The 22375-nt window shown below is 71.7% G+C and carries 22 protein-coding genes; 11 read left to right on the top strand and 11 right to left on the bottom strand.

The annotated features are described in order from the left end of the window. The first annotated feature begins 119 nt into the window (after positions 1-119). Positions 120-1445: a lipase family protein gene (locus ACWC09_RS31290; RefSeq protein WP_450854272.1), complete on the top strand. Its 1326-nt coding sequence runs from the start codon at positions 120-122 to the stop codon at positions 1443-1445. A 4-nt stretch (positions 1446-1449) separates the two neighbouring features. Here the strand turns inward: ACWC09_RS31290 and ACWC09_RS31285 are convergent, their stop codons facing one another. Beyond that, complete coding sequence (locus ACWC09_RS31285) at positions 1450-2127, bottom strand: dienelactone hydrolase family protein (RefSeq protein WP_450854271.1); 678 nt, start codon at positions 2125-2127, stop codon at positions 1450-1452. Positions 2128-2347: 220 nt separating this feature from the next. Here ACWC09_RS31285 and ACWC09_RS31280 point away from each other — a divergent pair, with 220 nt between their 5' ends. Next, complete coding sequence (locus tag ACWC09_RS31280) at positions 2348-3073, top strand: FAD binding domain-containing protein (RefSeq protein ID WP_450854270.1); 726 nt, start codon at positions 2348-2350, stop codon at positions 3071-3073. A gap of 40 nt (positions 3074-3113) precedes the next feature. After that, positions 3114-3773, top strand: coding sequence for a hypothetical protein (locus ACWC09_RS31275; RefSeq protein WP_450854269.1), 660 nt, complete (start codon positions 3114-3116; stop codon positions 3771-3773). Between the two features lie 6 nt (positions 3774-3779). On the opposite strand, the gene ACWC09_RS31270 is transcribed toward ACWC09_RS31275, so the two are convergent. Continuing rightward, positions 3780-4520 (bottom strand): GntR family transcriptional regulator, encoded by a 741-nt coding sequence (locus ACWC09_RS31270; RefSeq protein ID WP_450854268.1) that lies wholly within the window; start codon positions 4518-4520, stop codon positions 3780-3782. A 211-nt stretch (positions 4521-4731) separates the two neighbouring features. Here ACWC09_RS31270 and ACWC09_RS31265 point away from each other — a divergent pair, with 211 nt between their 5' ends. The 5 genes from ACWC09_RS31265 to ACWC09_RS31245 all read left to right on the top strand — a co-directional run bounded on the left by ACWC09_RS31265 (position 4732) and on the right by ACWC09_RS31245 (position 10238). Then, complete coding sequence (locus ACWC09_RS31265; protein ID WP_450854267.1) at positions 4732-5883, top strand: ABC transporter substrate-binding protein; 1152 nt, start codon at positions 4732-4734, stop codon at positions 5881-5883. Beyond that, positions 5880-6779 carry an ABC transporter permease gene (locus tag ACWC09_RS31260; protein ID WP_450854266.1) on the top strand — a complete coding sequence of 300 codons (900 nt, stop codon included), beginning with the start codon at positions 5880-5882 and terminating at the stop codon, positions 6777-6779. Before ACWC09_RS31265 ends, ACWC09_RS31260 begins: the two co-directional genes overlap by 4 nt. Further along, entirely contained in the window at positions 6767-7582 is an 816-nt protein-coding gene (locus ACWC09_RS31255) for an ABC transporter permease (RefSeq protein ID WP_450854265.1), read from the top strand. The genes ACWC09_RS31260 and ACWC09_RS31255 overlap by 13 nt, the downstream gene beginning before the upstream one ends. 3 nt (positions 7583-7585) lie before the next feature. Next, positions 7586-8662 (top strand): ABC transporter ATP-binding protein, encoded by a 1077-nt coding sequence (locus ACWC09_RS31250; RefSeq protein ID WP_450854264.1) that lies wholly within the window; start codon positions 7586-7588, stop codon positions 8660-8662. A gap of 112 nt (positions 8663-8774) precedes the next feature. After that, positions 8775-10238, top strand: a complete 1464-nt coding sequence (locus ACWC09_RS31245) for an HAD-IA family hydrolase (RefSeq protein ID WP_450854263.1) — start codon at positions 8775-8777, stop codon at positions 10236-10238. A 16-nt stretch (positions 10239-10254) separates the two neighbouring features. Here ACWC09_RS31245 and ACWC09_RS31240 read toward each other — a convergent pair whose 3' ends face one another. Next, complete coding sequence (locus ACWC09_RS31240; RefSeq protein WP_450854262.1) at positions 10255-10668, bottom strand: SRPBCC family protein; 414 nt, start codon at positions 10666-10668, stop codon at positions 10255-10257. Between the two features lie 235 nt (positions 10669-10903). Between ACWC09_RS31240 and ACWC09_RS31235 the strand changes: the two genes are divergently transcribed. The 3 genes from ACWC09_RS31235 (at position 10904) to ACWC09_RS31225 (ending at position 12406) form a co-directional block, all read left to right on the top strand. After that, positions 10904-11278 carry a hypothetical protein gene (locus tag ACWC09_RS31235; RefSeq protein WP_450854261.1) on the top strand — a complete coding sequence of 125 codons (375 nt, stop codon included), beginning with the start codon at positions 10904-10906 and terminating at the stop codon, positions 11276-11278. A gap of 196 nt (positions 11279-11474) precedes the next feature. After that, positions 11475-11840 carry an ArsR/SmtB family transcription factor gene (locus tag ACWC09_RS31230; protein WP_450854260.1) on the top strand — a complete coding sequence of 122 codons (366 nt, stop codon included), beginning with the start codon at positions 11475-11477 and terminating at the stop codon, positions 11838-11840. A gap of 98 nt (positions 11841-11938) precedes the next feature. Beyond that, positions 11939-12406 carry a hypothetical protein gene (locus tag ACWC09_RS31225; RefSeq protein ID WP_450854259.1) on the top strand — a complete coding sequence of 156 codons (468 nt, stop codon included), beginning with the start codon at positions 11939-11941 and terminating at the stop codon, positions 12404-12406. A gap of 30 nt (positions 12407-12436) precedes the next feature. On the opposite strand, the gene ACWC09_RS31220 is transcribed toward ACWC09_RS31225, so the two are convergent. The 8 genes from ACWC09_RS31220 to ACWC09_RS31185 form a co-directional block, all read right to left on the bottom strand. After that, on the bottom strand, positions 12437-13447 hold the full coding sequence (locus ACWC09_RS31220) for an MASE1 domain-containing protein (protein ID WP_450854258.1): 1011 nt from the start codon (positions 13445-13447) through the stop codon (positions 12437-12439). A 409-nt stretch (positions 13448-13856) separates the two neighbouring features. Further along, the gene (locus ACWC09_RS31215) at positions 13857-14687 is read right to left on the bottom strand and encodes a PP2C family protein-serine/threonine phosphatase (RefSeq protein WP_450854257.1); all 831 of its coding nucleotides are present in this window, start codon (positions 14685-14687) and stop codon (positions 13857-13859) included. Between the two features lie 136 nt (positions 14688-14823). Next, complete coding sequence (pgm, locus tag ACWC09_RS31210; protein WP_450854256.1) at positions 14824-16464, bottom strand: phosphoglucomutase (alpha-D-glucose-1,6-bisphosphate-dependent); 1641 nt, start codon at positions 16462-16464, stop codon at positions 14824-14826. Between the two features lie 81 nt (positions 16465-16545). Then, entirely contained in the window at positions 16546-17736 is a 1191-nt protein-coding gene (locus ACWC09_RS31205) for a serine hydrolase domain-containing protein (protein WP_450854255.1), read from the bottom strand. A gap of 93 nt (positions 17737-17829) precedes the next feature. After that, a complete protein-coding gene (locus ACWC09_RS31200) occupies positions 17830-19440 on the bottom strand; it encodes a serine/threonine-protein kinase (RefSeq protein ID WP_450854254.1) in 1611 nt (536 codons plus the stop codon). Positions 19441-19524: 84 nt separating this feature from the next. Further along, a complete protein-coding gene (locus tag ACWC09_RS31195) occupies positions 19525-21123 on the bottom strand; it encodes a solute symporter family protein (RefSeq protein ID WP_450854253.1) in 1599 nt (532 codons plus the stop codon). Further along, entirely contained in the window at positions 21117-21410 is a 294-nt protein-coding gene (locus ACWC09_RS31190) for a DUF485 domain-containing protein (protein ID WP_450854252.1), read from the bottom strand. Before ACWC09_RS31190 ends, ACWC09_RS31195 begins: the two co-directional genes overlap by 7 nt. Before the next feature lie 488 nt (positions 21411-21898). Next, positions 21899-22351 carry a flavodoxin family protein gene (locus tag ACWC09_RS31185; protein ID WP_450854251.1) on the bottom strand — a complete coding sequence of 151 codons (453 nt, stop codon included), beginning with the start codon at positions 22349-22351 and terminating at the stop codon, positions 21899-21901. Between the last annotated feature and the right edge of the window lie 24 nt (positions 22352-22375).

Below are 22375 nucleotides of genomic sequence, written 5' to 3'. Positions count from 1 at the left end.
ACCGTCCTGACACTTCGTCTAAGAACGGCACGGGGCGCGGTGGGACGACCGCCGCCCCGTGCCGTCGGCCGCCCGAGCCGAAGGTCGAGGCTCGGCCTCCCCAGCACCGGAGGTCCGTCATGCCCGTTTCCGCACGCCTGCTCGCCGTAGCAGTCACGACCGCCGCATGCGTCGGCGCCACCGCCCTCCCCGCCACCGCGGCCTCGTCATCGGACGCCGTGGTCTCCCGTGGCGTCACGATCCCGGAGTTCTACAACCCGCCCGCCTCCCTGCCGTCCGCCGACGGCGCCCTCGTACGCAGCGAACCGCTCCCCCTCGCGCTGAGCCTGCCGGGCGTCGACGGGCCACTGCCGGGCACCGCCACCCGGCTGATGTACAAGTCGACCGATTCGGGCGGACGTCCGATGGCGGTCACCGGCGCCTACATCGAGCCGACCACCGCCTGGAAGGGCAGCGGCGCCCGGCCACTGGTCGCCGTGGCGCCCGGCACGATGGGGCAGGGCGACCAGTGCGCGGCCTCCCTCGGCCTGCAGCACCCGCTGGTCCTCAACGGGCAGACGGTGTCCGTCGGTTACGAGGACCTGGCGATCTACCGCCTCCTCGCCCAGGGCATCGCGGTCGTCGTCACCGACTACGCCGGACTGGGCACGACGGACCGGCTGCACACGTACGTCAACCGGGTCGACGAGGGCCACGCCGTGCTCGACGCCGTCCGCGCGGCCCGCTCCCTGCCCGGGACGTCGATCACCTCCGCGTCCCGGGTGGGCCTGTTCGGGTACAGCCAGGGCGGCGGGGCGACCGCGTCCGCCGCCGAGCTGCAGCCCTCCTACGCTCCCGACGTCACCCTCTCCGGAACGTACGCGGGTGCCCCGCCGGCCGATCTGGCCGAGGTCACCGAGGCGATCGACGGCAGCGAACTCGCCGGCGCGCTGGGCTGGTCGGTCAACGGCTTCCTGGAGTCCGACCCCGCGCTGAAGCCGATCGCCGACGCCCATCTCAACGCGGCGGGCCGGGCGGCGCTCAAGGATCTGTCGACGATGTGCGTCGGCGACGCGCTCTTCGCCTACGGCGGAGCGCACAGCACCCGTTGGACCACGGACGGCCGCTCCCTCAGCGACATCATCCGGTCGGAGCCGGCGCTCACGGCCTTCCTGGCCGAACAGCGCATCGGCACGCTGGAGCCCGCGTCGCCGGTCCGGGTGGCGACGGGAACCAGCGACAACCTCGTACCGCACGCCCAGGCGCGCCGGCTCGCCGTGGACTGGTGCGCCAAGGGGGCGGACGTGACGTACAAACCGGTCCGGCTGCCCGATCTGGGCAGTGCGCTGATCAACCACTTCACGCCGCTGCTCACCGATCAGGGCGACGCGATCTCCTGGCTGACCGACCGGCTCGACGCCCAGCCGGCCACCTCCAACTGCGCGGATCTTCCGGGGCTTTCCTGATCGACTACAGCTGAATGGCGCCGCTGGCCGCACAGGCCTTGGCCGCCAGTCCTTCGGGGCCCGGGTCCGGCCGGAGCAGGTGGGCCACGACCTCGGCCGTGGCCCGGTGCCAGTCGCCGCTGCGGCGGAGCATCGCGTGGCCTCCGCCGCGGAGCATCACCACGCCCGCCGGGGTCCCGGCCTCCCGGGCCCGGCGCACGTAGTCGACCGACTCCGCGGGGGCGGTGACGCGATCGCGATCGCCGTGCAGGAGCACGATCGGCACCTCGCCGAGATGGGCGACGGGGTCCTCGGGCGGGCACCACGGAGCGAGTGCCAGCACGCCCCGCACCAGGGGGTGGGACGCGGCCCGCAGGGCTGCCCTGGCGCCCATCGAGTGCCCGACGAGGACCACCGGGGCCTCGGCCAGTTCCGCCAGTTCGTCGAGGGCGCGCAGGGCGTCGTCGGCCGGGTCTCCGGTGTTCCAGCCCCGGTAGCGGTAGTGGACCTCGCCCAGCAGGACGTCCGCGGGCGCGGCCGTCGCGGCGGCCCGCAGCACGGGGTGCATACGGAGCGCGGCCGGCTGCCAGGGGCGCGCCGCGCGGCGGCTCACCTCCTGGCCGCCGTGCAGCGTCACGATCGCGGCGGACGCCGGCTGCTCGGGGGCGTGCCGCACGATCAGCGCGGACTCCTTGCGTTGCACGTACCCACCTTGCCTCATCGCCGCGAAGGCTCGCGCCCGGGGGCTGCCCGTATGCGCCCGGCAGCGCCATGGCCCGCGAGCCCGTCGGGGGCGCACGCATGACCCGGTGAGCCCTGTGTGCGCCTCCACGTCGGTGGGGAAAATGCGCCGTGTCGACGGTCCCCGGCCCGGAGCGTCGCGCTCCTCAGCTCCAACTGGTCGAGAAAGCAGGTCGGCTCCCGTGCTGTTGCGTCTGCCCGAGTCCGTGTCCGAAGCGCAGGAGTGTCTGGCGGAGGGAGCGGTGCCTGTCGGCGGGGCCACGCTGGTGTGGGCGGGGTGGCAGCGGGACGGGTTCCCCGAACGGGCGATGTCGCTGCGCAACCTGCCGGAGGCGAACGTGATCGCGCGCGGCACTCTGGGCTCCGCCGTGGTGCTGAACCGGATCGACGAGCGGGTCCCGGAGGTGCTTCGGCAGGCGGCCGCTCGGATCGGCACCGGAGCCGTGCGCCGGACGGCCACCGTGGGGGGCAACATCGTCGGCAGCGCGCTGCGCTGTCTGCTGCCCGCCGCGCTGGCGCTGGACGCGCGGGCCACGGTCCTCGACCGGGACCGGGTCTTCGAGACCGACCTCGCCGAACTCCTGGCCAAGCAGCACCTGTTGCTCAGCCTGCACTGGCGTGAGCCGGTCGCCACCAGCTACCGCAAGCTGGCGGAGGAGGCCGGCGGGCCGCCGCCGTTCGTCGTCGCGGCCGCGCTGCACGCCGACGACGAGGGGGGCGGCCGCCGCCTGCACGTCGCCGTGCGTGACGGCTACGACGTGCTCGCCGGCAGCGTCCCTCGGGGCGACGGGGTCGAGGACACGCTCGACGCCCTGCGAGAGACGACGATCGGCTCGCTGCCGGACACGAGGTGGGGCGTCGTACGGGAACACGCCACTGATCTGCTGGCTCGCCCTGTCGGCCGTTGAAACGCTCGGGCGCGTCGGCCGGCCCCGTCATACTGTGCGCATGGGTCTTGGGGTGGTCACCGCGGTCCTCTACTGCCTCCAGTTCAGCGGGGAGTTGAGCGACGGGGAGGTCGAGCGCATCGCGGCCATGGTTCTGGAACGACCCTTCTACGACCTCACCGTCGAGGAGCAGTACGCAGGCATCGAGGCCGTCCTCGCCGCGCCGGCCTGGGACGAGGATCTGTCCTGGCAGCCGCACGACGAGACGGCGGTACGGGACTTCCTGCGACGCCTGTTGGAGCGGCTGAACGCGCTGCGGCCGTGGCAGGAACCGCCGTACCGGAGCATCGGGTTGGACCGGTGGGAGGAGTACAGGCGCGGGGTGCTGCTGGCTCATGTACGGCTGTACGCGCCGCCTCAGGACCCGATGTTCTCGCGTCTGCGGAGCGTCCCCGGGGACGAGCACGCGCTGCGGGCGACGGTGCTGCGTCTGCGCTCCGGGGACGAAGTCGCCCTGGTGGCACCGCCGTTGTCGGACGACGGTGACGCGGTGCTCATGGCGGTGGCGCCGCATCGGCCCGCGGCGGACGTGATCGAGGCGTTCGTCGCCCATACGGGGTATGCGCGGGAGCGGGTCTCCCCGGCGGTGCGGACGCGATGGGGATGGCGGAGGCGGAACGGGAGGGCGCTGCCCTCAGGGGTGCGGCCGACGCCCGGGTGACCGGCGTCAGTCCGCCGCCTTGCGGGCCAGCGCGTTGTTGTCGATCGAGTTGTGGACGCTGAAGCTCACCGCGTCCGAGCGGTAGCGGTCGTCCGACCACTCCACCGGGCGCCCCTCGCGGGTCGTGGTCACGCGGCGGACGCGGAGCAGGGGGCTGGTGCGGCGGATGCCGAGGAGTTCGGCGTCCTGGGCGCTCGCCGCGACCGCGTCGATGACGTGCTCGCCGTAGGCGAAAACGAGGCCCGTGCTGTCGTAGAGCCGCTGGGTGACCGAGGCGGCGTCGGGGTCGATGGCTTCGACGGCCGGGGAGATCCAGTCGGCGTAGACCGTGCGCTCCACCAGGACCGGCTCGCCGTCCAGGCCGCGCACGCGCAGGACGTGCAACACCCTTGTGCCCTCGCGCAGTTGGAGGCGGGCGGCGTCCGTCGCGGTGGCGGGGAGGTACTCCTGGGACACGACGCGTCCCGTCGCCTCCCGGCCCATCGCGCGGGCCCACTGGGCGAAGCTGCGCAGTTCGGCGAAGCTCTGGCTGCGGCGGCTGGCGAGGACGACCCGGCGGGCGCCCTGGCGGGAGCCGATCAGGCCTTCCGCGGTCAGGGCGGCGACCGCCTGGCGGACGGTGCCGCGCGAGACGTCGAACCGGGCGGCGAGTTCGGTCTCGGAGGGCAGCCTGCCGCCCACCGCGTACTCCTCGCGGTCGATCGCCCGTCGCAGTTCGTCGGCGATCTCCTCGTGTCGCGTCGGCACCGTTTCCCTCCGAGTCGGCAGCTGTGCACAGCGTGACCACCCTAATCGAGACCGGCGGGTGACTGCGCTTACCCCGAACTGTGCAGGGATTGGGAGGTCACAATTTCGCCACTGTTTACGAACGCGTCACCACAGGCAGCATTACTGAGGCCAACTTGTTCAGACAAGTTCTCCCCTCTTGCACGTCCCTGCTCCCCCTCCTGGAGTCCCCGTGTCCCAGTCGAGAACAGCCGTCCTGACCGGCTCCCTCGCCGTCGTCGCCGCACTCGCCCTGAGTGCCTGCGGCGCCGCTCCCGACAACGCGTCGACGACCGCCGACGGCAAGAACGCCGCCACCGCCACCTCCGCGGCCGACCTCGGTGGCATGGACGCGCTCGTGAAGGCGGCCAAGAAGGAGGGCACGCTGCACGCCATCGCGCTGCCCCGCGACTGGGCCAACTACGGCGCCCTGATCGACGGCTTCACGAAGAAGTACGGCATCAAGATCCAGGTCGAGAACCCGGACGGTTCCAGCCAGGACGAGATCAACGCCGTCACCTCGCGCAAGGGCCAGGACCGAGCGCCCGACGTCCTCGACCTCGGCTCCTCCTTCGCCCTCAGCGCCGCCCAGCAGGGCCTGCTCGCGCCGTACAAGGTGGCCTCGTACGCCGACATCCCGAGCGGGCAGAAGGACACCCAGGCCCGCTGGTACAACGACTACGGCGGCTACATCTCGATCGGCTGCGACGCCAAGCGCGTCAAGACCTGTCCGACCACGTTCGCGGATCTCCTCAAGCCGCAGTACAAGGGGCAGGTCGCGCTCAACGGCAACCCGACCAAGTCGGGTTCGGCCTTCGGCGGCGTGTACGCGGCCGCACTGGCCAACGGCGGTTCCTTCGACGACATCCAGCCGGGTCTGGACTTCTTCGCCAAGCTGAAGAAGAACGGCAACTACACGCCCGTCGAGTCCACTCCGGCGACCGTCGAGAAGGGCGAGACGCCGATCAGCATCGACTGGGACTACCTCAACGCCGGGTACGCCGACGAGTTCAAGTCGAAGGGCGTCGACTGGAAGGTGTCGGTGCCGTCCGACGGCCAGTTCTCCCAGTACTACTCGCAGGCCATCAACAAGGACGCCCCGCACCCGGCGGCCGCCCGTCTGTGGCAGGAGTACCTCTACAGCACCGAGGGCCAGAACCTGTGGCTGGGGGGCTACGCCCGCCCGGCGCTGATGACCTCCATGGAGAAGGCCGGCACACTCGACAAGACGGCCGCGGCCAAGCTGCCGAAGGTCTCCGGTACGCCGTCCTTCCCGACCGAGGCCCAGCAGAGCAAGGCCAAGACGGTCATCGCGCAGGGCTGGGCGAAGGCCGTCTCCGGATGACGGCCACCCTCACGGGCGTGGACGTGGCGCCGCCGGTCGCTTCGGCGAAGCGGCGGCGCCGTGCCCCCGGCTGGCTCGCCGTCGTCCCGCTGCTCGTGTTCACCGCGATCGCCTTCGGGGTCCCGGCGGTCGCCATGCTGGACGGCGCCTTCAGCGTCAAGAACCAGGCGACGGGCGCCAGTTCGTACAGCACGGAGAACCTGACGACCTCGCTGCACGGCGCCTATCTCACCGCCCTGCTCGGCAGCGTCAAGCTGTCGGCCGTGTCCGCCGGCCTCGGCGCGCTGCTCGGGCTGCCGCTCGCGCAGGTCGTCGTGACCTCCCGCTTCCGGGCGCTGCGCGAGGCGGTCCTCACCGCGTCCGGGGTGCTCGCCAACTTCGGAGGTGTCCCGCTGGCCTTCGCCTTCGTGGCCACACTCGGCAACGCCGGTGTGCTGACCATCCACCTGGGCCTCAAGGACACGGGCTGGGACCTCTACAGCTTCTGGGGCCTGGTCATCGTCTACCTGTACTTCCTCATCCCCCTGATGGTCCTCACCATCACCCCGGCCCTGGACGGCCTGCGCTCGCAGTGGCGCGAGGCCGCGCAGAACAACGGGGCCACCGCCGTGCAGTACTGGCGGCACATCGCCCTGCCCGTACTGCTGCCCTCGCTGCTCGGCGGACTCGTGCTCCTCTTCGGCAGCGCGTTCGCCGCGTACGCCACCGCCGCGGCCATGGTGGGCAGTTCGGTGCCGCTGGTCACCCTGCAGATCGCCGACGCCATCTCCGGCAATGTGCTGGTCGGCCAGGAGAACGTGGCCCTCGCCCTCAGCCTCGACATGGTCCTGGTCGCGGGCCTCGTCATGGCCGTGTACCTGCCCCTGCAACGACGGAGTGCGCGATGGCTCGCCTGAATCCGTGGCGGTGGGTCGTCCTCGGCCTCGCCGCGCTGTACTTCCTGGTGCCGCTGGCCGCATCCGTGGTCTTCACCGTGGACGTGCCCGGGCAGGGCGTCACCTTCGACGCCTACTCCCAGATCGTCTCCACCGACGGCTTCGTCTCCAGCCTGCTGCTCTCCCTGGAGCTGGCACTCGCGACCATCGCGATCGTGCTGCTGCTGATGGTGCCCGCCATGGTGGCGCTACGGCTCGGCGCGCCCCGGCTGCGGCCCGTGGTCGAGGTGATCTGCCAACTGCCGCTGGTCGTCCCGCCCATCGCGTTCGTCGCCGGCATCTCGACCGTCCTGAAGTGGGGTCCCGAGTATCTGTCGCGGACCCCGCTGTTCGAGACGTTCGTGGCGATCCAGAACCCCGGCTTCCCGTTCGTGCTGGTCATGGCGTACGTCGTGATGGCGCTGCCGTTCGTGCACCGGTCGCTGGACGCCGGGCTGCGGGCCATCGACGTGCGGACCCTGGTGGAGGCGGCCCGCAGCTGCGGCGCGAGCTGGCCGCAGGCGCTCGTACGGACCGTGCTGCCGAACCTGCGCGGGGCGCTGCTGAACGCGGCCTTCCTCACCCTCGCCCTGGTCCTGGGCGAGTTCACCGTCGCCCAGCTGCTCGGCTTCCAGCCGTTCGCCGTGTGGATCTACAGCGTCGGCGGCTCGCAGGCCCAGCTGTCCGTCGCCGTGTCCGTGCTCAGCCTGCTCGTCACATGGGCCTTGCTCCTCGCGCTCGCCGGTGTCGGCGGGCGGACCCGTACCGCTTCGTCCCGAGGATGAACCATGACCGCCACCACGCTTGAGAAGGCCACGCTCGACAAGGCCGCCACCGTCGAATTCCGCGGACTGCGCCGGGAGTTCGGGGCGACCGTCGCCCTGGACGGGCTCGATCTGACCGTACGGCCCGGGGAGTTCCTCGCGCTGCTGGGCCCGTCCGGGTGCGGCAAGACGACTGCGCTGCGCATGCTCGCCGGGTTCGAACACCCCGACTCCGGTGCGGTGTTGGTCGACGGCAAGGACGTCACCGACGTACCGGCCCACCGCCGGGACGCCGGAATGGTCTTCCAGTCGTACAGCCTCTTCCCGCATCTCAACGCGCTCGACAACGTCGCCTTCGGACTGCGGATGCGCAAGGTGTCCAAGACCGAACGGCGGTTCCGCGCGAACGAGTTGCTCCACCTGGTCGGGCTCGGCGACAAGGGCGAGCGGTTTCCGCACCAGCTCTCCGGCGGCCAGCAGCAGCGCATCGCACTCGCCCGGGCCCTCGCGCTGCGGCCGCGGGTCCTGCTGCTGGACGAGCCGCTGTCCGCGCTGGACGCCAAGGTACGGCTCACGCTGCGCGAGGAGATACGCCGACTGCAGCAGGAACTCGGCATCACCACGCTCTTCGTGACGCACGATCAGGAGGAGGCCCTGTCCGTCGCCGACCGGGTGGCCGTGATGCACGCCGGGCGGCTCGAACAGTGCGCCGAGCCCGCCGAGTTGTACGGGCGGCCCGCGACCGCGTTCGTCGCCGAGTTCGTGGGCACGATGAGCCGGATTCCCGGGCACTTGTCCGGGGAGACGGTGGAGGTGCTCGGGCTGCGGCTGCCCGCCGACGGAACGCTGCCCCAGGCGGGCGAGGTCGACGTGCTGGTGCGGCCGGAGGCCGTGCACGTCGGCGCGGACGACACCGGTGACGCGACGGTGATCGCCACGGCGTTCCTCGGCGCGTCGACCCGGCTGACCGTGCGTCTCGCCGACGGCACCGAGATCAAGGCCGACCTGCCCACCCACGAGGCCTCCGCGCTGGGCGCCGGGGCGGCCGTACGGGTGTCGCTGCCCGAGCGGCCGGTGCTGGTCGCCGAACGAGCGGCCTGAGCCAGGCACCCGCCTTTTCCTCGTGGGAAATCCCCTCGTGGGAAATCCCCTCGCAGGGAATTCCTCGTAGGAAATCCCCACCCGCGCCTCCCCCCACACGAAAGCTGAGACCGTGACCCAACCCGCGCTCCAGGCCGTCCTGTTCGACATGGACGGCACGCTCGTCGACACCGAGCGGCTGTGGTGGGAGGCGGTGCAGGACATCGCCACCGGCCTCGGCAGACCGCTGACCGAGGCCGACCAGCCGGAGGTGCTCGGCAGGCCGGTCGAGTACACCGCCGACTGGCTGGGCGCGCTCACGGGGGCACCGGATCTCGGCGACCGGCTGCACGACGAGTTCACCGAGCGCGTCCGCACCGGCATCGTGCCGCGCCCCGGCGCGCTCGCCCTCCTGGACGCCCTCGCCCGGGACGGCGTCCCGACCGCCCTGGTCACCGCCTCGCCCCGGTCGGTCGCCGACAGCGTGCTGGCGGTGCTCGGTGCCGACCGTTTCCGGGTCTCCGTCACCGCGGACGACACCGCCCGTACCAAGCCCGACCCCGACCCCTACCTCGCCGCCTGCCGCGTCCTCGGCGTCGACCCGGCCCGCTGCGTCGCCGTCGAGGACACACCCACGGGCGTCCACTCGGCCGAGGCCGCCGGGTGCGCGGTCCTGGCCGTGCCGTCGCTCGCCCCCATCGAGGCGGCGGCCGGGCGGACGGTCGTGGCCAGCCTGGAGGAGGTGACGCCGGAGCGGCTGCGGGACCTGGTCCGGCCCCGACTGCGCGTGCTGAGCTGGAACCTCTGGTACGGCGGTGCGAAGGTGGACGACCACCGTGCCAAGCAGCTCAAGGTCGTCCTGGACACCGAGGCCGACGTGGTCGGGCTCCAGGAGACGGCCGGCACCTCGGCCCGCGAGCTCGCCGACGCGCTGGGCTGGCACCATCACCAGGCCGGCGAGAACCTCGGCATCATCAGCCGCCACCCGATCACGGCCCGCCTCGGCGATCCCGAGGTCGGCTTCTACGGGGCGGCCGGCGCCCGCATCCGCATCGGCTCACACGAGGTGGACGTCTGGACGGCCCACCTGCACTGCACGCCGTACGGGCCCTACGAGGCCGCCTTCGACCGGCTCGCGCCCGCCGAACTGGTCGCCCACGAGGGGGTACGGCTGGCCCAGATGCGGGAGGCGCTGCGGTGGATCGCCGAGGCGGCCGGCGCCACGACGCCCGTCGTCCTCACCGGCGACTTCAACTGCCCCTCCCACCTGGATTGGCCGGACGTGGCCTGGCCGGTGACGAAGGCCGCCGAGGAGGCCGGGCTGCGCGACTCGTACCGCGAGGCCCGTCCCGACCCGGTCCGCGACCCCGGCCACACCTGGTCGCCGGTCCACGTCCGACACGAGAACGACACCTCGCTGCCGGAACCGCAGGACCGGATCGACTACGTCCTGCACAACGGGCGCGGTCTCACCGTCGTCGACTCGCGCACCGTCGTCACCGGTGTCCCGCGCCCCTGGCCGGACGTCGCCGACAACGACTGGCCGTCCGACCACGCGGCGGTGCTCACGACGTTCGAGCTGAACCCGCCGGAATGAGGACGCCGGTGTGCGGTCACCCGGCGGCGTTGTCGACGCGCAGGCGCACCTGTTCCTCGAGCCGTTCCAGGCTGTCGTCGAGGGCCCGGCGTGCCGCCGCCCCGCCCGGGTCGTGGGCGTCGTCGAAGAAGGACAGGTGCACGGTGACCTCGCTCGTGCCGACGTCGCCGCCCGCGACCTGGAGCCAGCCGGCGTAGCCGCCCTCGCCGCGGGTGCCCCACTCCAGGCGCATCGCGTCGCGGCGCGGGCGCAGGACCGCGGGCGTGTCCTGGTCGGTGCCGTCCTCGTGGACGGTGACGGCAGGCGGGTCGTCGGGCCGTACGTGCAGTGCGTGCGGGAGCCAGCCGTCGAGCTGGTCGACGTTGGCGGCCTGGTCGTAGACGTGCTCGGGCAGGGCGGGCATGGTGCGGGAGCGTTCGTACTCGGTCATCGTCGATCACCTCCGGCGTGGTGTTCACAGCACACGCCGCGTGCCCTTTTTTGTCCCTCCGACACACCCGTTCCAGGTGCCCGAACGGTCTTCGGCAGTCGCTGTTCGTGCATCATCCGTCAGTCCCGAAGACTCCCGTCCCGCGCCACACCACCGCGCCTACCGTCCGAGGACCGGACGGGCCGACAGCCGTGGGCCCGCCGCAGCCGACAAGCGAGATGAAGGGGTGGGCGCGATGGCGAGTGTGGAAGTGTCGATGAAGGAGATGATGGCCGGGGTCGAGGGGTCGCTGGGGGCCGCGGTGGTCGACTACACCAGCGGGATGGCCCTCGGCACGCTGGGCGGCGGGAAGGACCTCGATCTGACCGTCGCCGCGGCCGGGAACACGGACGTGATCCGGGCCAAGATGCGCACGATGGAGCAGCTCGGTCTCAAGAGCCGGATCGACGACATCCTGATCACGCTGGAGAAGCAGTACCACCTGATCCGGCTGGTGGCCGGACGCAACGGGAACGGTCTGTTCCTCTACCTGGTGCTGGACAAGGAGCGCTCGAACCTGGCGATGGCCCGTCACCAGCTCAAGCGCGTCGAGGAGCAACTCGAGGTCTGAGCCGGCCCGCAGCCCGGGTGTCGTGCGCCCACGATGTGAAGACTTCTTCAAGTCACCACATCAGCATGATCCCAAGTCATGCCTGCGCATGACCCCGGGCCGGGAGGATTCGGCTACGAAGGCCGGCTGCGGCGGCGTCCTCGGGGCGCCGCCGCTCCGAGGCAACCGCACCCGACGGGGCAGGGAGAGAGCGCTCATGCAAGTCCCCCTCTACCAGGCCAAGGCGGACTTCTTCCGCATGCTCGGGCATCCCGTGCGCATCAGGGTCCTGGAGCTGCTCCAGCACGGGCCGGTCCCGGTGCGGGACCTGCTCGCCGACATCGAGATCGAGCCGTCCAGCCTCTCGCAGCAGCTCGCGGTGCTGCGCCGCTCGGGCATCGTCGTGTCCATCCGGGAGGGCTCGACCGTCAGCTATGCCCTGGCCGGAGGCGATGTCGCCGAGCTGCTGCGCGCGGCCCGCCGCATCCTGACCGAGCTGCTCGCCGGACAGAACGAGCTGCTCGCCGAGCTTCGGCAGGCCGACACCGCTCCCCCGCCGGTGTCGACGAGCAGCCCCGGCTGAACATGCCGGTGGTTACTCCGCCCGAGTGGTGGATCCGTTCGGGCGGTCGTAGCGTCGAAGCGGGGACAACTGCTGGTGGCTCGCGGCCGGGAGCGGACATGCGCGGATACGCACTCACTACGGCGGTGGCGCTCTGTTTCGCCGCCTCCCTCACTGCGGCCGCGGCGGCGCCTCCGTCGGCGGCCCGGGCGGCGTCGAACGCTGCCTCGCAGGCCACGCGGCGGCCCGCGGTGCCGGTGATCGTCGACTGCTTCTGGCATGCGCGGGTGCGCCCGGCCGACTTCATACTCGCGTGCGGAGACGGCAACAGCCGTCTGGCCTCGCTGCATTGGACCCGGTGGGGGCAGCACTCGGCGCGGGCGGAGGGTGTGAACTCGGTCAACGACTGCAAGCCGTACTGTGCGGCGGGGCGCTTCCACGAGTACGCCGTCGTCGTACGGCTGGATCATGTGCGGCCGTGGAAGAAGCACCCGCAGGTGCGGCACTACGACCGGATGACCCTGGTGTATCCCGGCAACCGGCCCGACTCGTTCCCGCAGACGGTGGTCTATCCGCTGTGGGACTGATGCGCGACGGTTGTGGGGCTGACCTCGGTGTCAGCGTTTGTCGTCGGCGTCTGCCGTCTTGTCCAGGGGTGAGCGGCCCTGTGGGGACTCGGCGGCGGTGAGGTGTCCGAGGACCGCGACGAGTTCCTGACAGGCCTGTTCCACCGAGCGTCTGGTGTTGAGCTGCTCGGTGATCACGGCCGACAGGAGCAGCGCGGTCAGGGCCATCGCGCCGTTGAAGGCCTGGAGCTTGATCATCACCTCGACGCCGGTCAGCCGGGCGAAGGGGCCGACTTGCTCCGTGGCGGCGACCGTGGCCATGACGGAGGCGAAGAGGGCGCACAGCATGCTGCCGGCGAGCTGGAAGCGGAGGGCCGCCCAGATCAGCAGCGGGTAGACGAGGAACAGCAGGCTGACCGAGCTGTGGGTGGCGAAGGGGACGATCCCGCAGGCGATGAGGGTGAGGCCCACGGCCTCCTTCCAGCGGGGGGTGCGCGGCGGCCAGTGGGCGCGGCGCAGCACCAGCAGGACCGGGGTGACGATCAGGACGCCCATCGCGTCGCCGGCCCACCAGGTCGACCAGACGAACCAGAAGCCGCTGCCGGCGAGTTCGCCGGTGAGGACGAGCAGGCCGGCGCCGGCGGTCGCGCTGACCAGCATGGCGGTCAGGGCGCCGAGGAAGACCAGCTCGACGCCGTCGCGCAGCCGGGCGAGGTCGGTGCGGAAGCCGACCCTGCGCAGCAGGTAGTAGGCGCACACGGGAGCGGCGGTGTTGCCCACCAGGGTGCCGATGACGGCGGGCTGGATGGAGGTGATCGACATCACGACGGCCAGGGCACCGAGTGCGATGCCGGGCCAGGAGCGCATGCCGAACAGCAGCAGACAGGCCAGCGCGACGCCGGTGGGCGGCCAGATGGGGGTGACCACCACCCCGTCGACCACGAGCTGTCGCATCAGCCCCAGCCGCCCGGCCGCGAAGTAGCAGGCGGCGACGGCCGGCGTCCCCAGGACGAAGCCCATGGGCCGGCGCAGAACGTCGGAACTACCCACCACAGCAGCCATCAGACACCGGGGGCGGCTTCTCGGCGAGGCGAGCGACCGGTGGCCCGGGCCACCGGCCGATGGCCCGACCGGTCGTGGCGGATGACCGAGGGACACCCGAGGTCACACCGAGAGCCTGGGCACGCGGCGCATCGCCGACCAGCGGACCCTCGGCCGCCCCTCGCGGCGGGCGAGCGGCGGGCCTCCCGAGCCGGGGCCGATGATCAGGGCCTCCGGGGGCAGGTCCCCAGCGGCCCGGTCCCCTGCCCGAGGCGGGGCCCTCGTCGGCCGGTGGCCGGCCGCCACGACCGCGCAGATGGGACGGGTCACAGCCGAGACCGACCCGCCCTGCCCGTCTGCCCCGAAACCGGCGCCCGCCCCGCCGCACAACGGAACACCGCCCCGCACGGCCGGCGCGCCGTCCCCCGTCCTACGCCTGAAGGCCCGGACCGTCGTGGCCCACCACCAGAACCGCCGCGTCGTCCTCGTGCCCGACGCGTTCCGCCACCTTCATCACGGCTGCCGCGAGGGAGCCCGCCTCCATGCCGGCCACCGCTGCGATGCCGGCCAGGCGGACGACGTGGTCCAGGCCCTCGTCGACGCTCAGGGACGGGCCCTCGACCACGCCGTCCGTGAGGAGGACGAAGACGCCACCGGTGGTGAGGCGGTGGCGGGTGACCGGGAAGTCGACGCCTTCCTGGATGCCCAGCGGGGGGCCGCCCTCGTCCTCGGCGATGCCGGAGCGGCCGTCCGCCGTGGCCCAGATGTGCGGGATATGTCCCGCCCGGGCGCTCTCCAGGATCCCGGTGGAGGGGTCGAGCCGCATGAAGGTGCAGGTCGCGAAGAGGTCGGTGCCGAGGGAGAGGAGCAGGTCGTTGGTGCGGGCGAGGAGTTCCCCCGGCTCGCTCGTCACGGAGGCGAGGACGCGCAGGCCGACTCGGACCTGGCCCATGAAGGCGGCCGCCTCGATGTTGTGGCCCTGCACATCGCCGATGGACAGCCCGATCCGCCCGTCGGGCATGGTGAAGGCGTCGTACCAGTCGCCGCCCACGTTGAGGCCGTGGTAGGCGGGCGCGTACTGGACGGCCAGATGGAAGCCCTCGGAGTCGGGCAGGTCCCGGGGGAGCATGCCGCGCTGCAGGGCGATCGCCAGTTCGACCCGGGAGCGCTGCAGCTGCGCGAGCTCTCGGGCCTGGGCGGTCAGCGAACCGAGTCTGGCGAGCAGCTCGTCGCCGTCCTCCGTCTCGCGTATGAGGGACATGCATCACTCCGGCGAGGCCGTGGGCCGTGGCCCCTTCAGCGCAAAACCACCGATTTCTGGTCTAAGAGGATGATAGCGACAGTGAGGAGTGAGCCGACGGGCGTCCGCCGGCTCACCTGGCCGAGAAGCAGTTGCGTCAGCCGCCGAGCGCCGCGTCCACCACGTCCTTGGCCTCCTCCTGCACCTGCCGCAGATGGTCGGCGCCACGGAACGACTCGCCGTAGATCTTGTACACGTCCTCCGTGCCGGAGGGGCGGGCCGCGAACCAGGCGTTCTCGGTGGTCACCTTGATGCCGCCGATGGCCGCGCCGTTGCCCGGCGCCTCGGTGAGGACGCCGGTGACCGCCTCTCCCGCGAGGGTGTCGGCGGTGACCTGGGCCGGCGACAGCTTCGCCAGCAGCGCCTTCTCCTCGCGGGACGCCGGGGCGTCGATGCGGGCGTAGGCGGGCGCGCCGAAACGGTCGGTCAGGGCCGCGTAGTGCTCCGAGGGTGTCTTCCCGGTGACCGCGGTGATCTCGGAGGCGAGCAGCGCCAGGATGATGCCGTCCTTGTCGGTGGTCCACACGGACCCGTCCCGGCGCAGGAAGGACGCGCCCGCCGACTCCTCGCCGCCGAATCCGATCGAGCCGTCAACCAGTCCGTCCACGAACCACTTGAACCCGACGGGCACCTCGTCCAGCCGGCGCCCGAGGTCGGCGGCGACCCGGTCGATCATCGAGGACGACACCAGGGTCTTGCCGACGCCCGCCTCGGCGGGCCACCGCTCCCGGTGGCTGTACAGGTAGGAGATCGCGACGGCCAGATAGTGGTTGGGGTTCATCAGGCCCGCGTCCGGGGTGACGATGCCGTGCCGGTCGGCGTCGGCGTCGTTGCCGGTGGCGATCGTGAAGCGGTCGCGCTGGTCGATGAGCGAGGCCATCGCGTACGGCGACGAGCAGTCCATGCGGATCTTGCCGTCCCAGTCCAGCGTCATGAACCGCCAGGTGGGGTCGGTGAGCGGGTTGACCACGGTCAGGTCGAGCCGGTGCTGTTCGGCGATCCGGCCCCAGTAGGCGACCGAGGCCCCGCCGAGCGGGTCGGCGCCGATGCGGATGCCGGCGTCGCGGACGGCGTCCAGGTCGAGGACGTTCGGCAGGTCGGCGACGTAGGCGCCGAGGTAGTCGTGGCGCCCGGTGGTCTCCGCGGCGAGGGCCCGGGTGTACGGGATGCGGCGTACGTCCTTCAGGCCGCTCGCGATGATCTCGTTGGCCCGGTCCTGGATCCAGGACGTCGCGTCGGAGCCCGCCGGGCCGCCGCTGGGCGGGTTGTACTTGAAGCCGCCGTCGGCGGGCGGGTTGTGCGAGGGGGTGACCACCACTCCGTCGGCGAGGCCGGAGGTGCGGTCCCGGTTGTGGGTGAGGATGGCGAGCGAGACCGCGGGGGTGGGCGTGTAGCCGTCCGCACTGTCGATGAGGACGGTGACCTCGTTGGCCGCGAACACCTCCAGGGCGGTGACCCGGGCGGGCTCGGACAGGGCGTGGGTGTCGGCGCCGAGGAAGAGCGGGCCGTCGGTGCCCTGCCGGGCTCGGTACTCGCAGATCGCCTGGCTGGTGGCGGCGATGTGGTCGTCGTTGAACGCCGTGTTCAGCGACGATCCGCGGTGCCCCGACGTACCGAACGCCACCCGCTGCCCCGGGTCGGCCGGGTCCGGGTGCAGCGCGTAGTACGCGGTGACCAGCCGGGCGACGTCGACGAGGTCCTCGGGGCCGGCCGTCCTGCCCGCTCGCTCGTGCTGCATGTGCCCGCTCCTCCACATCGGTTGACCAAAACGCTTGCCGCCCCATCTTCCCTCGCCAGGATGGCTGCTAGCGAGAGCGGGTCAGTGCCCGGACGGTGCCAGCAGCGCGCAGACGAAGTTCTCCTGAACGGCACGCAGCCGCCGCAGCAGGTCGGGCTTGAGGGTCTCGTTGATCTGGGTGGTGACGGAGAAGGTCAGCGAGCGGCGGCCGTCCGGCGTGGCGGCGATGAGCTGGGTGTAGCCGGGGAAGTTGCCGGTGTGCCCGAGGACGACACCGCAGCGGGTGGTGTAGCGGAACAGCGCGAGGCCGACGGAGTTGCGACCGGGGCCCGCAGGTTCGGACGCGCCGGCGATCCACTGCCGCTGCTGCCGTACGACGTTCCCGCCGTCCCTGCCGTAGAGCGCGCCGCCCGCGTAGCCGCGGATGAAGCGGGTCATGTCGGCGGGCGTGGAGATGATGCCTCCCGACGCCCAGGAGCCGGAGGCGCCGAGGACCTCGCTCACGTCCTCCGGGGGCGCGGGCGGGGTCACGTCGTAGCCGTGCAGATAGGGCTCGGGGATGCGGTAGCCCTGGGGCAGGCTCGTGGCATGCAGGGCGAGCGGCCGGTAGACCAGTTCGCGCAGGAGTGTCTCGTACGGGGTGGCGGTGGCCGCCTCCGCCATCAGGGCGACGGCGATGTTGTCCGAGTTGGAGTACAGGTACCGGCTTCCCGGGGGGAAGTTCAGGGGCCGGCCGGCGACGAAGTCGAGCAGGCGGCGGGAGTCGAAGTGGTGCCGTGGGTCGGCGGCGAGGATGCTGCGGAACTCGGCGGACTCCGTGTAGTCCGGCAGGCCGCTGGTGTGGTTGAGGAGTTGACGGAGCGTCACCCGGTGCCAGGCTGTGGGCAGTTGGGGCAGGCGCTGCCCGATGGTCTCGTCCAGGCGGAGGGCGTGCCGGTCGACCAGGCTCAGCGCCACCGCCCCGCTGAACGCCTTGGCCGTGCTGGCGATGCGCATGTGGTCGTCGGGGTGCGGTCTGCGGCCCGTGGCGAGGTCCGCGACACCGGCCCGGACGATCCGCCGCTCGCCGTCACGCTGCAGGATCGCGATGACCCCGGGAGGACCGCCCGGGGTGCGCACCAGGTCCTCCAGTTGGCGGTGCAGGTCCGTGTTCTGCGGGCCGGGGGTGGCGGCGGTGCTCGGGGTGGCCGGGCTCAGTGCGGCGAGGCAGGCCGCGAGGGCACAGGCGCCGGCCGACAGTCGGGCACGGACGGGGGTGGAGCGCAGGGGCATGGGTTCTCCCGGATCGGGTGAGCTGGAGCGCACGCCAGCTTTCCCCGCCGCCGGGGGCGCGGCCTCCCATGCTGCTGCATCCGGCCCAACGGCTCATCCGTCGGCCCGCACCACCTTCAGCACCTTGCCCTGGGGGTCGGCGAGCACATAGCCGGTCGCGTATGCGTCACCGATGCAGATCTCAAGGCTGGCAGGCTCGCCACTGAACTTGTTCGGCATGTTCAGCAGCACATAGGGATCGGTCGGCTTGTCGACCCCCACCTTCTGCTCGGCGAGGGTGAACAGGGCGGGCAGCAGATCCCACCGGTAGTTCTTCAGACTCACCGGTGGCCCGCTGAACAGGGTGCCCTTGTCGGCTCCCTTCACCACCCCGGTCGAGGGGCGGTAGGTGTAGCTGTCGTACCGGGTCTTGCTGCCCGGGACCATCGCCTTCACCGAGACGTACTCGGGGTACACGGAGAGGCCGCCGAAGGTGTCCCGGCCCGTCTTCTTCTCGATGGCCTTGAGCGCGGTGCGGATGCCGTTGGGGGTGAGCATGCCGGTGGTCAGGGTGGTGGTCGGACTGGGCAGCGGTGTGCCTGCCGACTCCGCGGCGGTCGCAGAGGTGCTGTGCTGCGTCGGTCGGCCCGTTCCCGTGGACGCCTTCGCCTTGTCGCCGTCGTCTCCGGACAGGGCCACCCAGGCGCTCCCGCCGACCAGCACGGCGCCGACCGCGACCGAGACGAGCACGTTCCGGCGCACGCGCCCCGGCCGAGGGGCGCCCGGACCGGGCACGACCGTCTCGGAAGGCGATGGCGGGACAGGCATCGGAGCGGCCGGCTGCGGGGGTGCCAAGGGATAGGAGGTGGCCGTGGGTTCAGGGGCGGCCGCCTCCGCCGCGGCCAGCAGCCGGTCGACGGTCTCCGCGTCCGGCCGTGCGGCGGGATCACGCACGAGCAGGCGCGCGAGTACGGGAGTCAGGGCCCCGGCCCGCTCGGGCGGCGGTACGTCCTCGTGGAGTACGGCGGCCAGGGTGGCCAGCGTCGTCCCGCGCCGCAGCGGATGGCGGCCCTCGACGGCGACATAGAGCATCATCGCCAGCGACCACAGGTCGGCGGCGGGTCCGCCGTCGCCGCCCGTGACGCGTTCCGGGGCCATGTAGTCGGCGGTACCGATGATCGAGCCGGTGGCGGTGAGGGCCGTGGAGTCGCGGATGGCGGCGATGCCGAAGTCCGTGAGGACGGGCCGGCCGTCGGTGCGCAGCAGGACGTTGGCGGGTTTCACGTCGCGGTGCTGGACGCCGACGGCGTGGGCCGCGCGGAGGGCGTCGAGTACACCCCGGCCGATGCCGGCGGCCTCGGCGGGTGCCATGGGGCCGCGGGCCAGCCGGTCGGCGAGGGAGCCGCCCTCGACCAGCTCCATCACGAGCCACGGGTAGGTGCCGTCGCCGCCGTCGACGATGTGATGGATCGTCACCACGTTCGGGTGCTGGACCCGGGCGAGGGCGCGGGCCTCGCGCAGCACCCGCTCGCGGAGCATGCGGGCGCTGCCGGGGTCGTACTCGGCGAGGTCCGGGTCGGCGGGCCGGACCTCCTTCACCGCGACATCCCGGTGCAGCAGCAGGTCCTGCGCGCGCCAGACGGTGCCCATGCCGCCGCCACCGAGCCTGGCCCGCAGTTCGAAGCGGCCGTCGACGACCCGTCTGCCGGTCTCCCCGTCGTTCATGGCGAGGAGCCTAGCCACTCCGCCACGGCGGTCCGGACGGGGGCCGGGCACTCCCCCGCCGGGTTCCGCCGTGCCGGTACGGCGTCAGGACTGTTCCGCTCCGACGAGGGTGCGGACCTCGAACTCGTCGTAGGTGTCCGCTGCTTCGCTTCGGCCCAGGACGGTGCCGAGCCAGCCGAGGAGGAAGCCGGCCGGGATCGAGACGATGCCCGGGTTCTGCAGCGGGAACCAGGCGAAGTCGGAGTCCGGATAGAGCGAGGCCGGGGTGGAGGAGACGACCGGCGAGAAGATCACCAGGAGGACCGAGGAGAGCAGGCCGCCGCCGAGGCTGAGCAGGGCTCCTGTCGCGTTGAAGCGCCGCCAGAACAGGGTGTAGACGAGGGTGGGCAGCAGGGCGGACGCGGCGATGGCGAAGGCGAGGAAGGCCAGGGTCGCGGTGTTGGCACCCCAGGACACCAGGGCGAGCAGAATGCCGAGGACGCCGATGACGACGGCGGCGAGGCGGGCGACGAGGAGTTCCTCGGTCTGCTCGGCCCTGCCCTTGCGGATGACCTCGCCGTAGAGGTCGTGCGCCAGGGAGGTGGCCGCGGCCAGGGTGAGGCCGGAGGCGACGGCCAGCAGGGTGACGAAGGCCAGGCAGGACAGGAGCGCGGTGAGGATGCCGCCGCCGAGGGCGTGCGCCAGCAGCAGGACGGCCGCGTCGCCCTTGCGGTCCGTGCCCGCGATCGTCTCCCGCCCGACGACGGCCGTGGCGCCGAGGCCCAGGATGCCCGCCGCCAGGCAGACCAGACCCACCAGGCCCATCGCCCAGACGACGGAGGAGCGCAGGACGCTCACGGTGCGCGGGGCCAGCAGGCGCATCATGATGTGCGGGAGTGCGGCGAGGCCGAGGACGATGGCGAGTTCGAGGCTGAAGAAGTCCAGCTTGCTGGTGGTGCTGCCGCCGTAGCGCAGCCCGGGTTCCAGGAAGCGGGTGCCCAGGCCGCTGTTGTCGGCGGCGGCACCCAGCAGGGCGTTGATGTTCCAGTGGTAGTGGTGCAGCACCAGCACGGCGGTCACGGTGACGCCGGAGATCACCATCACGGCCTTCACGACCTGGATGAACGTGGCTCCGGGCATGCCGCCGATCGCGGCGTACACGATGACGATGGTGCCGATGACCGCCACGCACAGGGTGCGGGTGGTGGCGCTGGGTTCACCGGTGAACTGGGTCAACAGGGCCACGCTGCCGACCAGTTGGGCCACCAGATAGAGGGTGGTGACGGCGAGGGTGCACAGGGAGAGGGCCAGACGGACGGGCCGCTGGCCCTGCGGCAGCCGCAGGGCCAGGGTGTCGCCCAGGGTGAACTTGCCCGCGTTGCGCAGGGGTTCGGCGATCAGCAGCAGGACCATCGTCCAGGCGACGGCGGTGCCACCGAGGTAGAGCAGTCCGTCGTAGCCGTTGAGGGCGACCAGGCCGGTGCTGCCGAGGAGCGTGGCGGCGGAGATGTAGTCGCCGCACATCGCCAGACCGTTGCGCAGCGGGGTCATGGTCCGGTTGCCGAGGTAGAACTCGCTGATCTCGTCGCGCTGCGGAGCGGTGAGCAGCGCGGTGAACAGGGTCACCACGACGACGGAGAGGAAGAGCAGGAAGGTCAGCTGCAGACTGAACCGGTCGCCGACGCCGGCGGCGGTCGTCACCATGTGCGGTATCCCTCGGTGCGGTGGGAGGTCTGGGGTTCGGTGGGGCGCTGCCTGCTCTCGCCGGGCCGGCTCCTCGGTTGGCAGCGGAAGCCGCGGACGACCGGGTCGACGCGGGTGCGCATGTGCACGACGTAGCGCCGGGCGATGACGGCCATCAGCACGAACTGGCCGAGGCCCAGGGCCAGGCCGAGGGTGAGGTGGCCGCTCAGGGAACTGTTCATGAGGCCGGGCGTGAAACTGGACAGCAGTACATACAGCAGGAACCCGCCGACGCCGATCACGGTCATTCGTAGGCCGGTCCGACGGTGTGCGCGGCGCAACGCCTGGAATTCAGGATTGTCGGATATCGCCTGCTGTTGCACTTCATCGGCCCTTGCGCCGGGAAATCGCGGCGGCGGCTCGAATCCTTCATAGTTTCTTGACACCAGAGCACCTTCTTCGCTGCTTCGGGCCGCACACGTCCAGCTCACAGAGGCAGAGGAGGCATGCTGGAATCACTTCCCGTGCGGATGTTGTGGGGGGTTGGTGAATCCGAAACCACTGCTTTCCGGATTCAAGGGGCGCCATAGCGCGACTGGAAGCCGGAGTATTGCAGCGTGCCGATTGAACAATCAACCGCACGGATGGGTGGTTTTCCGTACGTGGCTCATTCACGCACTCCGCACCAGGCGGAATACGGCACTCCGCCCGCAACAAGCAGGGGCGGCGGAAGTAGTCCGTACCTTTTCGCCGCTCAGGCTGTCTCAAATCCTGCGCACAGGAAGGGAGTCGGCGCTCAGTCGGTCAGTGCCGCCGCGAGGGTGGCCCCCAGCTCCCAGCAGGCCTCGAGATCGGCCTTGCGGGGCTCACCGGTCACCGTGACGGGCTTGGCCGCGGCGCGCCAGCCGAGGCCGGTCGTGATCGACTCGACGGCGCGGACCGCGCCCGTGACGTCGCTGCCGCCGTGCACGTAGTAGCCGTAGGGCCTGCCCTGGGTGGCGTCCAGGCACGGGTAGTAGATCTGGTCGAAGAAGTGCTTGAGGGCCCCGGACATGTACCCGATGTTGGCCGGAGTGCCGAGCAGACAGGCGTCTGCGGCCAGGACGTCCGACGCGGAGGCCGACAGTGCGGGACGGCGTACGACCTCGACGCCCTCGATCTCCGGCGCGGTCGCACCGGACACGACGGCCTCCAGCATGGCCTGGCAGTGCGGCGAGGGCGTGTGATGCACGATCAGCAGGGTGGGCACACCCCGAACCCTGCCGTTGGGCGG

The organism is Streptomyces sp. NPDC001617 (assembly GCF_053596855.1).
This window is presented reverse-complemented; position numbering and strand designations above follow the sequence as displayed.